General features: G+C 73.7%; 13 protein-coding genes, 1 tRNA gene and 2 pseudogenes. 11 read left to right on the top strand and 5 right to left on the bottom strand.

From position 1 onward, the window contains the following. From JNW89_RS17145 to JNW89_RS17110, 8 genes are all read left to right on the top strand, one after another. On the top strand, positions 1-1,083 hold a 1,083-nt coding region (locus JNW89_RS17145; RefSeq protein ID WP_305070515.1), incomplete at its 5' end, for an alpha-ketoacid dehydrogenase subunit beta. Positions 1,084-1,194: 111 nt separating this feature from the next. Then, positions 1,195-1,635, top strand: a complete 441-nt coding sequence (locus JNW89_RS17140) for a DUF3052 domain-containing protein (protein WP_179801213.1) — start codon at positions 1,195-1,197, stop codon at positions 1,633-1,635. Positions 1,636-1,718: 83 nt separating this feature from the next. After that, positions 1,719-2,186 carry a peroxiredoxin gene (locus JNW89_RS17135; RefSeq protein ID WP_210776123.1) on the top strand — a complete coding sequence of 156 codons (468 nt, stop codon included), beginning with the start codon at positions 1,719-1,721 and terminating at the stop codon, positions 2,184-2,186. A 93-nt stretch (positions 2,187-2,279) separates the two neighbouring features. Beyond that, a tRNA-Val gene (locus tag JNW89_RS17130) sits at positions 2,280-2,354 on the top strand. 67 nt (positions 2,355-2,421) lie between these two features. Then, complete coding sequence (locus JNW89_RS17125) at positions 2,422-3,081, top strand: HEAT repeat domain-containing protein (protein WP_238449684.1); 660 nt, start codon at positions 2,422-2,424, stop codon at positions 3,079-3,081. Positions 3,082-3,165: 84 nt separating this feature from the next. Then, entirely contained in the window at positions 3,166-3,723 is a 558-nt protein-coding gene (locus JNW89_RS17120; protein ID WP_238449683.1) for a hypothetical protein, read from the top strand. Continuing rightward, positions 3,720-3,974, top strand: coding sequence for a hypothetical protein (locus tag JNW89_RS17115; protein ID WP_238449682.1), 255 nt, complete (start codon positions 3,720-3,722; stop codon positions 3,972-3,974). Before JNW89_RS17120 ends, JNW89_RS17115 begins: the two co-directional genes overlap by 4 nt. A 102-nt stretch (positions 3,975-4,076) precedes the next feature. Further along, positions 4,077-4,874, top strand: coding sequence for an alpha/beta fold hydrolase (locus JNW89_RS17110; protein WP_238449681.1), 798 nt, complete (start codon positions 4,077-4,079; stop codon positions 4,872-4,874). A gap of 107 nt (positions 4,875-4,981) precedes the next feature. Here JNW89_RS17110 and JNW89_RS17105 read toward each other — a convergent pair whose 3' ends face one another. The 4 genes and pseudogenes from JNW89_RS17105 to JNW89_RS17090 form a co-directional block, all read right to left on the bottom strand. Then, positions 4,982-5,731, bottom strand: coding sequence for an SDR family NAD(P)-dependent oxidoreductase (locus JNW89_RS17105; protein WP_238449680.1), 750 nt, complete (start codon positions 5,729-5,731; stop codon positions 4,982-4,984). Positions 5,732-5,795: 64 nt separating this feature from the next. Further along, positions 5,796-6,005: a DNA-binding protein gene (locus JNW89_RS17100; protein ID WP_375155112.1), complete on the bottom strand. Its 210-nt coding sequence runs from the start codon at positions 6,003-6,005 to the stop codon at positions 5,796-5,798. A 79-nt stretch (positions 6,006-6,084) separates the two neighbouring features. Then, positions 6,085-7,021 (bottom strand): annotated as a pseudogene (locus JNW89_RS17095) (phosphotransferase family protein). A gap of 41 nt (positions 7,022-7,062) precedes the next feature. Continuing rightward, entirely contained in the window at positions 7,063-7,632 is a 570-nt protein-coding gene (locus JNW89_RS17090) for a dihydrofolate reductase family protein (RefSeq protein WP_238449679.1), read from the bottom strand. A 77-nt stretch (positions 7,633-7,709) separates the two neighbouring features. Between JNW89_RS17090 and JNW89_RS17085 the strand changes: the two genes are divergently transcribed. Both JNW89_RS17085 and JNW89_RS17080 read left to right on the top strand, forming a co-directional pair. Further along, positions 7,710-8,282 carry a TetR/AcrR family transcriptional regulator gene (locus JNW89_RS17085; protein WP_238449678.1) on the top strand — a complete coding sequence of 191 codons (573 nt, stop codon included), beginning with the start codon at positions 7,710-7,712 and terminating at the stop codon, positions 8,280-8,282. An 87-nt stretch (positions 8,283-8,369) separates the two neighbouring features. Further along, positions 8,370-9,518, top strand: coding sequence for a polysaccharide pyruvyl transferase family protein (locus JNW89_RS17080; RefSeq protein ID WP_238449677.1), 1,149 nt, complete (start codon positions 8,370-8,372; stop codon positions 9,516-9,518). Positions 9,519-9,545: 27 nt separating this feature from the next. Here JNW89_RS17080 and JNW89_RS17075 read toward each other — a convergent pair whose 3' ends face one another. Continuing rightward, on the bottom strand, positions 9,546-9,743 hold the full coding sequence (locus JNW89_RS17075) for a hypothetical protein (RefSeq protein WP_088960946.1): 198 nt from the start codon (positions 9,741-9,743) through the stop codon (positions 9,546-9,548). 82 nt (positions 9,744-9,825) lie between these two features. On the opposite strand from JNW89_RS17075, the pseudogene JNW89_RS17070 reads away from it, so the two are divergent. Then, positions 9,826-10,352, top strand: a pseudogene (locus JNW89_RS17070) (DinB family protein). Positions 10,353-10,422 lie beyond the last annotated feature (70 nt).

Here is a 10,422-nt window from a genome sequence, read left to right as displayed (position 1 = left end):
GGGGCCGGTGCCCGCGTCGAGGCGTTCGGCGGGAAGCCGCCGGAGCTGGCCGGCCCGCTCACCCTCGCGCAGAGCATCAACGCCGCCCTGGCCGACGGGCTGCTCGCCCATCCCCAGCTGGCGGTCTTCGGCGAGGACGTCGCCGCCAAGGGCGGGGTGTACGGGGTGACCAAGGGGCTGCGCGAGAAGTTCGGCCCGGCGCGGGTCTTCGACACGCTGCTCGACGAGACCTCGGTGCTGGGGCTGGGCCTGGGGGCCGGGCTGGCCGGGCTGCTGCCGGTGCCGGAGATCCAGTACCTGGCGTACCTGCACAACGCCGAGGACCAGCTGCGCGGCGAGGCGGCCACCATGCAGTTCTTCTCGCAGGGGGCGTTCCGCAACCCGATGGTGGTGCGGGTGCCGGGGCTGGCGTACCAGGAGGGGTTCGGCGGGCACTTCCACAACGACAACTCGGTGGCCGTACTCCGGGATGTGCCCGGCCTGGTGATCGCGGTGCCGGCGCGGCCGGACGACGCCGCGCCGCTGCTGCGCACCTGCCTGGCCGCCGCGGCGGTGGACGGCAGCGTCTGCGTCTTCCTGGAGCCCATCGCCCTCTACCACACCCGCGACCTGTACGAACCCGGCGACGGCGAGTGGCTGGGCCAGTACGCCGAGCCCGGCGGGTGGGCGGCCGGGCACGTGCCGATCGGCCGCGCCCGGGTCTACGGCGTCGGCTCGGCCCAGGATGTCACCATCCTCACCTTCGGTAACGGGGTGCGGATGTCGCTGCGGGCCGCCGCCGTCCTGGCCGACGAGGGGATCGGTACCCGGGTGGTGGACCTGCGGTGGCTGGCCCCGCTGCCGGTGGCGGACATCATCCGCGAGGCGTCGGCGACCGGCCGGGTGCTGGTGGTGGACGAGACCCGCCGGTCCGGCGGCGTCGGCGAGGGGATCATCGCGGCGCTGGTCGACGCCGGATATGTGGGTGCCGCGCGACGAGTGGCCGGAGTCGACTCGTTTGTACCATTAGGTCCGGCCGCCCGTCAGGTTCTGGTCTCCGAGGAAGCCATTACCCAGGGTGCCCGTACGCTGCTGGCACGGTAAATTCCGTTCCACCCGGTGCGCCACTTGCGCGTGGGCCCGCAACTGTGTGGACTTTGCCTGACGGCGTCGCAGGACGCCGCGAGCAGGGATGAGATGAGGAGGCACGCGACAGTGAGCGCGACCGCAGGTCAGGCCGCCGACGGGGTACGCAGCCTGGCGGACCGGTTCGGGATCGAGCCGGGGATGGTCGTCATGGAGATGGGGTACGACGATGACGTCGACCAGGATCTCCGCGACGCCCTGACCGACCGCTGTGGAGATCTGGTCGACGAGGACACCGACGAGGTGGTCGACGCGGTGCTGGTCTGGTACCGCGACGGCGACGGTGACCTCTTCGAACTCCTCGTCGACGCCCTCGGCCCGCTGGCCGACGCCGGAGTCGTGTGGCTGCTGACCCCGAAGGCCGGCCGCGACGGGCACGTCGAGCCGAGCGAGGTCGCCGAGTCGGCGCAGACCGCCGGGCTCCAGCAGACCTCGACGATCAACGCCGGCCGAGACTGGAGCGGCGCCCGCCTGGTGCTGCGGCGGGGGTCCAAGGGCGGCAAGAAGTAGCCCGACCGGTCCGTGACCCGGCGGCGGTCGCCGCCGGGTGTGGCAGGCTGTTGCCACCTCCAGACTCAACCCAAGGAGCTCGCATGCCCATCGAGGTTGGCGCCGAGGCGCCGGACTTCGTGCTCAAGGACCAGAACAACCAGGAGGTCCGGCTCTCGGACTTCCGGGGCAGGCGCACCGTGCTGCTGGTCTTCTACCCGCTCGCCTTCACCGGCATCTGCCAGGGCGAGCTGTGCGAGGTGCGGGACAACCTCAACGAGTACGTCAACGACGACGTCCAGGTGCTCACCGTCAGCGTCGACTCGGTCTACAGCCACAAGATCTGGGCCGAGCGGGAGGGCTACCAGTTCCCGCTGCTGGCCGACTTCTGGCCGCACGGGGCGGTCGCCCAGGCGTACGGCGTGTTCAACGACGTCGCCGGCATCGCCAACCGGGGCACCTTCGTCATCGACAAGGCCGGCGTCGTCCGGTTCGCCGAGATGAACATGCCGGGCGAGGCGCGCGACCAGGAGGGCTGGCGCAAGGCCCTCGCGGAGGCCGTCGCCGCCTGACGGCCGACAGCCGCCAACCGGGCACACCGTTCGACCGGGCCGGAGGCCGGCAGGTAAGCTTGCCACCCTCCGGCCCGCCGTACGGGGCGTTCCGGGCGCGTAGCTCAGTGGGAGAGCACCCGCCTTACAAGCGGGGGGTCGCAGGTTCGAAACCTGCCGCGCCCACCACTCACCTCCAACCACCCACCTTCCGCCGGACGCGTCCCGCGCAGCCGCGGTCGCCGATACTCAGGTGATGGCGCCCTCGCGAAGTCCGGTGGACCTGTCGGAGCTGTCGACCGCCGAGCTGCTCGCCGGCGCGCTGCGCGAGGTGTCGGAGGACGACCCGGACCACCCGGTGCCCCACCTGGTCGCCCTGCACGGGCGGCCGACCCGGGAGGTGTGGGACGCCGCCGTACGCCTCGTGACGCGCGCCGATCCGGCGGAGCGGGAACTCGGGGTGCGGATCCTGCGCGAGCTGGGCGACCAGGACGACGCCGGGCGCCGGCCCTTCCGCGGCGAGACCGTGTCGCTGCTGGTCGCACGGCTCGGTCACGAGGTCGATCCCCGGGTGCTGGGCTGGGTGATCTCCGCCCTCGGGTACCACCGCGCCCGGGAGGCGCTGCGGGACGTGCTGCGCTTCGTCGACCACCCCAGTGGCCCGGTCCGTTTCCACGTCGCGGCGGCGCTGCCGGCTCTGGTGGACGAGGACCGGGCAGAGCCGGACGCGGTGCTGGCGTTGCAACTGCTGTGTCGGGACGACGACGCCGACACGCGCTACTACGCGCTGGTGGCGCTCGTCGAGGAGGTTCCCGGCGTCGATCCCGAGCTGATCACGCGGACGCTGACCGGTCTCCTCGACGACCCCGACGAGCAGATCCGGGAACTCGCGGCGACCCACATCGGGGGCGGCTGACCGCCTCGGGCTCGGGTTCTTAAGTACCTGGTTCCGCAGTCCGACCGCCGGCTCCACCTTGCCGGCCCGCGCCACACTGACGGCGTGAGCGCGCGACGGGTCACCTGGCTGACGGTCTCGGCCGTCTGCGTGCTGATCGCGGCCAGCATCGGTTTCCAGCAGGGGTACGGCAGCGCCACCGTCGAGCCGAGCGCGCCCCCGTCGGTCTGCGGTCTCCTCCGGCCGGCGGTCTTCGACATCCTCGTCCCGCGCCACGGCCCGCCGCAGGCCGAGCAGGAGGCCGAGCCGAGCTGGTCCGGCACCTCCTGCCTGGTGGAGGGTCCGCCGGGCACCGCCGGCACCAGCCTGTTCGTCGCCCTGACCCGCTACGGGCGCAACGACGAGGGGGAGGGGCCCCGCTGCGCCGACCGACCCGGAGCGCTGACCCTGCCGGTCAACCGGACCAACCACCCGGTCCCGATCGGCGACGTCGGGACGTACTATTTCGAGCGCGGCGACCAGCCCGACAGCCACGTCGTCCACCTGTCGTCCTGCCTCGGTACGTACGGGGTCTACGTGCGGTACGAGGCGGGCGGTGTCACCGCCCCCGCCATCGTGGCCGCCGCCACCACCGTCGCCCGGGAGGTGTGGGCGTCGCTATGACCTGGCCACAGTGGTTGTTCGAGCTGGAGCACTCCCCGCCACCCCGGCACCCGGTGGACCGCCGGGCCACCCTGCGGGGGCTGTCGGCCGTGCTGGTGGTCGCCGCGCTGGCCGTCGCCGTGGGTGTCCTCGCCTGGTACGCCGGTCGGGGGGCAGCGCCCGTGCTGGTCCGCTGGCAGACCGATCGGGTGGACGCGGGGAGCGACGCCCCACCGCTGCCCCCGCTGCCCGACTCCCCGTTCGCCCGCTGAGCCCGACCGGTACCCGGGGAGCCGGCCGCTGCCCCCCGAGTGTCGTACGGCGTTGTCAGGATGGGGCGGCACGGGGACGGGGACGAACGGGAGGCACCGCCGGTGAGCTACGCGGACGTCAACGGTCTGCACCTCTGGTACGAGACGCACGGCAGCGGCCGGCCGCTGGTGCTGTTGCACGGCGGGTACGGCGCGGTGGAGATGTTCGCCGCGGTCCTGCCCGCCTTCGCCCAGCGGCGGCAGGTGATCGCCGTCGACCTGCAGGGGCACGGGCGCACCGCCGACGTCGACCGTCCACTGCGGTACGAGACGATGGCCGAGGACGTCGCCGCCCTGCTGCGGCACCTCGACCTGTCCGGTGTCGACGTGCTGGGCTACTCCCTCGGCGGCGGGGTGGCGCTGCGTACCGCGATCCAGCATCCCGGGCTGGTCCGGCGGCTGGTGCTGGTCTCCACCCCGTGCCGGCGGCAGGGCTGGTATCCCGAGGTGCTCGCCGCGATGGCCAGCCAGGACGAGCGGGTCGGTGAGCAGATGCGGGGCACGCCGCCGCACGAGTTGTACGCGCGGATCGCGCCCCGGCCCGAGGACTGGCCGCGGCTCTGGGCCAAGGGTGGCGACCTGCTGCGCCGCGAGTACGACTGGTCGGCCGAGGTCGCCGCCCTCACCGTGCCCACCATGCTGGTCTACGCCGACGCCGACTCGATCCCGGTCACCCACATGGCGGAGTTCTTCGGGCTGCTCGGCGGCGGCCGGCGGGACGCCGGCTGGGACGGCACCGACCGGCCGGCGTCCCGGCTGGCCGTGCTGCCCGGCCTCACCCACTACGACATCGTCGCCGCGCCGGCCCTGCCCGCCGCCGTCCTGCCGTTCCTCACCCACGAGGTCCGCGCACCGCAGTGAGCGACCTGGCGGCGCGGGTGCCGACGGTGGCGCTTCGGACGTCAGCCGGCAGGTCCGGCGGTTGCCGGCGGGTGCGGCGATGGGCCCGCCGCACCCGCCGGTCGGATTCAACTGGTGAAGCCGCCGTCCACGGCGATCACCGCACCGGTGACGTAGCCGGCATCGTCGCCGGCCAGGTTGGCGACCATGGCCGCGATCTCGGCGGGTAAGGCGTACCGGCCCAGGGCGGTGAACCCCCGGATGGCGTCGGCGTTCGGTCCGTCGGCGGGGTTGGCGTCGGTGTCGGTCGGCCCGGGGACGACCAGGTTCACCGTGATGCCCCGTGGCCCCAGCTCGCGGGCGAGGCCCCGGGTCAGCCCGGCGAGCGCGGTCTTGCTCATCGCGTACGCGGCCAGGCCGGGGAAGACCGCCCGCTCGCCGACGTTGCTGCCGATCGAGATGATCCGGCCCCCGGCGGTCATGTGCCGCACGGCCGCCTGGGCGGCGACGAATGGCCCCCGGACGTTGACCGCGATGGTGCGCTCCAGGTCGTCGGCGGTGAACTCGTCGATCGCGCCGACCAGGAAGGCCCCGGCATTGTTCACCAGGATGTCCAGCCGGCCCAGCTCGTCCGCCGTCCGGTCCACCGCCGCCCGCAGCGCGGCCGGGTCGGCGCTGTCCGCCCGCACGGCGATCGCCCGCCGGCCGAGCGCCTCGATCTGCTTCACCACCGGTACGCCGCCCGCTCGGCGTCGCGCTGCCAGGTCACCGCCACGTCGGCGGCCGTCGGCGGCGAGGCGCAGCGCCGTCGCTGCCCCGATGCCCCGCCCACCGCCGGTCACCAGGGCCACCTTGCCGTCCAGAAGTGTCGTCGTCATGCCTCTCAGCATCGGCGCGGACGGGCCGGCGGTCTGGCGGCGATCGGACGCCTCGTTCAGGTGGTCAGGGGTCGACCTGCTCCCCGGCGAGGCTCAGGCCGCGATCCCGCAGCGCCGCCCGCAGGACGCCGATCGCCTTCGGTCCCATGCCGTGCAGGGCCCGCAGTTCCCGCTCGGTGACGGCGGTCAGCTGGTCCAGCCGGGTCCAGCCCGCGCCGGCCAACGCCCGCCGGGCGGGCGCGGGGACCGCGCGCGGGATGTCCATGTCGCTCACCTGACGACTCCTCCCCGGTGGACCACAGGTCATGGTGCCACGGCCCGGACCGGGGCCGGGTCGGCCGGCGACCTGCTGATCAGCCCAGTCGGCGGCGTACCCAGGGCAGCAGGGCGTCCGCCTGGGCCTGCTGGAACGCCCGGACGGTGGGGATGCCCGGCGGGGGCGGCTGCCGGGCGCCGTCGGTGAAGAAGCCGGCCAGGCCGGCGTAGACGCCGGTCAGCGCGTCCGGGTCGACGGCGGCGGTCAGCGGGAGCCGGCGCAGCAGCGCTTCGGTGTCGTGGCCGCCGTGCAGCTCGACGTTGACCAGCAGCAGCGCGGTGTCCAACCAGGCCGGGCCGCGGCAGGCGTGCGGCCAGTCGACCACGGTCACCGCGCCGGCCGGGTCGACGAGCAGGTTGTCGGCCCGGAGGTCGATGTGGCAGAGCGTGTCGCCGTCGAGGGCGGCCAGCCCCCGCGCGGCCGAGGCGCGCAGGTCGTCCAGGTGCGCGCGGGCCCACGGGTCGAGGTCGGCGGGCGGGTCGGCGGCGATCCGGTCCCAGCCGGTGAAGTCGTACGTCAGGCGCGCGACGGCGGTCGGCGCGTGCCGGACCGGGTCGGGGGTCAGCGCCGCGGCCATCGCCGCCAGCGTGTCGAGCACGGCGGTCAGCTCGTCGGCACGCCAGGGGGTGGCCGGGTGCCGCCCTTCGACGTCCGCGAAGACCAGCGCCACCCACTCGCCGTCGTCGTGGCGCCCGAGCAGCCGGGGCGCCGGGGCGGACGGCGGCAGCGCGGCAGCGACGGCTCCCGTCAGCGCGGTGCAGCGCGACGCTGTGGGCGTTCCGCGCCCGGCTGACCGCCTTGACGAAGGCGCGCCGCCCGTCGGCGGTGCGGACCCGGTCGGCGGTGCCGGGGGAGAAGCCGCCCGGCTGGGACACCGCCTCGACCACCCGGCCGCCGAGGACGTCCTGCACCGCCGACCGGACGTGGCCCGGCAGGTCGGCCCAGCCGATCCGGGTCCTGACCAGCTCAACCATCCGTTCAGCGTGGTGCAGGGCCGGGCCGGCGGGCAACCGCGTTACGCGGCGAGGTAGCGCAGCACGACGACCCCGCTTTCGAAGGGCCGGGTCTCCACCAGCCGGAAGCGGCGCGGGTCGAACTCCCGGTCGACGATCGGTACGCCCCGGCCGATCAAGAACGGGTTGAGCTTGACCACCAGCTCGTCCACCTCGGGCAGCAGCTGGCCGGCGAGCTGGCCGCCGCCGGCGAGCCAGATGTCGCCGCCGTCGCGGCGCTTCAGCTCGCGGACGAACTCGACCGGGTCGGCGTCGACGAGCTGCACCTCGGGGTAGTCCGCGGGGGGCAGCGAGCGGGAGAAGACGTACTGGGTGAGGTGGGCGTAGGGGCTGGTGACGCCGATGGCGAGCCCCGGGTCGTAGGTGGCGCGCCCCATCACCACCGCGTCGAAGCGGCCCGCTGGCTGGTCGATGCCGAACCGCTCGTGCGCGAAGGTGGGGAACGTCTGAGGCCAGGTCGCCGCCAGGTGCTCCAGCACGTCGGGTTCGAGCGGGATGAAGTCGGCCGACCCGTCAGGAGCGGCGATGAAGCCGTCGAGCGTGCTGGCGACGTAGTACACGAGCTTGCGCAAACGAACTCCTCAATCACTACTGCTGTCGTGGTTGAGAAACTACAACACCTGTCGTGGTTTGCGCTAGGGTGATTTTCGTGGCGAGAAACGTGGAGCGGCGGGCGGCGCTGGCCGACGCCGGGTTGCGGGTGCTGGCGGCGACCGGGGCGCGGGGCCTGACCCACCGCGCCGTGGACGCCGAGGCCGGCGTCCCGCTCGGTACGGCCTCCAACTACTTCCGCTCCCGGGACGCCATGCTCGGCGCGCTCGGCGAGCGGATCATGGAGCGGTTCGCGCCGGACGAGGGCACCCTCGCCGAGCTGGGCGCCCGGGAGCCGTCACTGGAACTGTTCACCGACTACGTCCGCTACATCGTCGAGCGCACCACCGCCCAGCCGGAGCTGACCCGGGCGCTGATCGAGCTGCGGCTGGAGGCGGTGCGCCGGCCGGAACTGGCCCGGATCCTCGGCGACACGCTGCGCCGCGGCTACCGCGACGACGTCGCGTTCCACGTCGCCGCCGGGCTGCCCGGCGGGGCGTTCGAGGTGGCCCTGCTGCACTACGCGCTGGACGGGCTCCTGCTCGATCTCCTCACCACCTCGATCGATGCCGGTTTCGACCCGGACGAGGTGGTCTCCGCCCTGGTGTCCCGGCTGGTCGCCCGCGCCTGAGCACACCCCCGCCGCCCGGTGCGGCCCGAGGTATGCCACCGGTCGCAACGGGAAACCGCCTGCGACGTACCCCGGGAGGAGTGACGGATGAGAGACGGCGCCGGCCTGACCATCGGTGTGCTCGGCTCGTACGGCGGACGCAACCTCGGCGACGAGGCGATCCTCACCGGTCTCCTCGCCGACCTGCGCGAACAGGAACCCAACGCGCGGATCATCGTCTTCTCCCGTAACCCGTCGCACACGGCGCTCGCCCACCCGGACGTGGAGGCGGTGCCCTGGGAGGGGGTCAGCCGGGTCGACTCCGCGGAGGTGCTCGGCCAGCTCGACCTGCTGATCCTCGGTGGCGGCGGCATCCTGTACGACCGGGAGGCCCGCCGCTACCTGCGCGTCGTCCGGGTCGCCCAGGAGCGGGGCCTGCCGCTGCTGACGTACGCGGTGGGGGTGGGACCGCTCAGCGACGGCGTCGACACCGGCATGGTCCGGGAGACCCTGGCCGACGCCATCGAGGTGACCGTGCGGGACCAGGAGTCCCGGATGGTGCTGGAGGAGGCGGGGCTGCTCAATCCGATCACCGTCACCGCCGACCCGGCGTTCCTGCTGGAACCCGAGGACTTCCCCGCCCGGCTGCTGCGCGAGGAGGGCGTGCCCGCCGGCAAGCGCCTGGTCGGGCTGAGCGTCCGCGAGCCCGGCCGGGCCGCCGAGCGGCTCGACATCGACGGGTACCACCGGCTGATCGCCCAGATCGGCGACTTCCTGGTGCAGCGGATCGACGCCTATGTCCTCTTCGTCCCGATGGAGCGGGACGACATCCGGCACTCGCACGGCGTGATGTCCCACATGATCGCTGCCGACCGGGGCCGGGTGCTGCACGGCGACTACACGCCCCGACAGGTGCTCGGCCTGATGAAGCACTTCGACCTGGCGGTCGGCATGCGGCTGCACTTCCTGATCTTCGCCGCGATGGTGGGCACGCCGTTCCTTCCCCTGCCGTACGCGGGAAAGGTCTTCGACCTGGCCCAGCGGCTCGGGGTGCCGGCGCTGCGGGGCGTGGAGCGGGAGGTGGAGGGCCCGCTGCTCGCGGAGGTCGACCGGCTCTGGGACGAACGCGAGGCCCGGGCGGACGCCACCGCCCGCCTGGTCGCCGAGGTCTGCGACCAGGCCCGGGGCACCTCGCAGGTCACCCGGGCGGTGCTGGAGAGCCTGCGGTCCCGGGCGCTGGCCCGGATGGAGGCCTGACCGCCGGCCGGCGGCACCCCGGACCGCTCAGACCGCCGGGCCGCGCCAGCGGTAGCAGTACTCGTCGCCGACGGACTCCAGCTCGTAGATCTGCGCGTCGGCCAGTCCCTCCGGGCCGAGGTGGTGATGGGTCAGCGGCGGACGGTTGTTGCTGTCCAGCTCGACGACGACCGACTCGCCGTCCGCCGGGCCGTCCGCCAGCGGGATCCGCACCGTTGATGCCATGGGCCCATCCTGCCCCGACGATCGCCGCACCGCAGGATTTGCCGGCAGCGGCCCGGTCGGGCCGGGGGTCTACGGTTCAGGAATGGCGGACATCGAGATCGACCCCACGGCCCGTTCGTCGCCGGTCCTGGCCCGCACCGGCGACGAACGGGCGTGCTGACGGCGTTCCTCGATTTCCACCGGGGCATCGTGCTGCGCAAGGTGCGCGGCCTGGCCGACGTCGACGCCCGCCGCCGGCTGGTGCCGTCCGCGACCACCCTGGCCGGCCTGCTCCAGCACCTGACCCTGATCGAGCGGAACTGGTTTCCGATCCTGCTCGACCCCGCCCCGGGGGAGGTCTTCCCGACCGCCGAGGAGGACGCGGCCGCCAGCTTCGCCGTCGACGAGGGGGAGACCCTCGACGCGCTCGTCGACGCGTACGAGCGGGCCTGCGCGCGGTCCCGCGAGGTGGCGGCCCGGTTCCCGCTGGACCACGTCGTGCCGCACCCCCAGCTCGGCGAGGTGTCGCTGCGCTGGATCCTGGTGCACATGATCGAGGAGACGGCCCGGCACGCCGGCCACGCCGACATCCTCCGCGAGCTGACCGACGGCGAGACCGGCGTGCTCTGAGTCAGCCGCGCGGCAGCAGCCCCGGCGGGTACTCCATCCCGTCGTGGGTGCAGGCCGCGGCGGCCACCGC

This window comes from Micromonospora sp. 4G55 (genome assembly GCF_016803375.1).
The sequence above is the reverse complement of the archived record's forward strand: the minus strand, read 5'-3'. Positions and strand labels throughout refer to the sequence as shown.

Excerpts from the sequence above, each read along its gene's own strand:
- JNW89_RS17105 (WP_238449680.1), bottom strand. The coding sequence starts at position 5,731 with ATGACGACGACACTTCTGGACGGCAAGGTGGCCCTGGTGACCGGCGGT.
- JNW89_RS17135 (WP_210776123.1), top strand. The coding sequence starts at position 1,719 with ATGCCCATCGAGGTTGGCGCCGAGGCGCCGGACTTCGTGCTCAAGGAC.
- JNW89_RS17075 (WP_088960946.1), bottom strand. The coding sequence starts at position 9,743 with ATGGCATCAACGGTGCGGATCCCGCTGGCGGACGGCCCGGCGGACGGC.
- JNW89_RS17125 (WP_238449684.1), top strand. The coding sequence starts at position 2,422 with ATGGCGCCCTCGCGAAGTCCGGTGGACCTGTCGGAGCTGTCGACCGCC.
- JNW89_RS17115 (WP_238449682.1), top strand. The coding sequence starts at position 3,720 with ATGACCTGGCCACAGTGGTTGTTCGAGCTGGAGCACTCCCCGCCACCC.
- JNW89_RS17080 (WP_238449677.1), top strand. The coding sequence starts at position 8,370 with ATGAGAGACGGCGCCGGCCTGACCATCGGTGTGCTCGGCTCGTACGGC.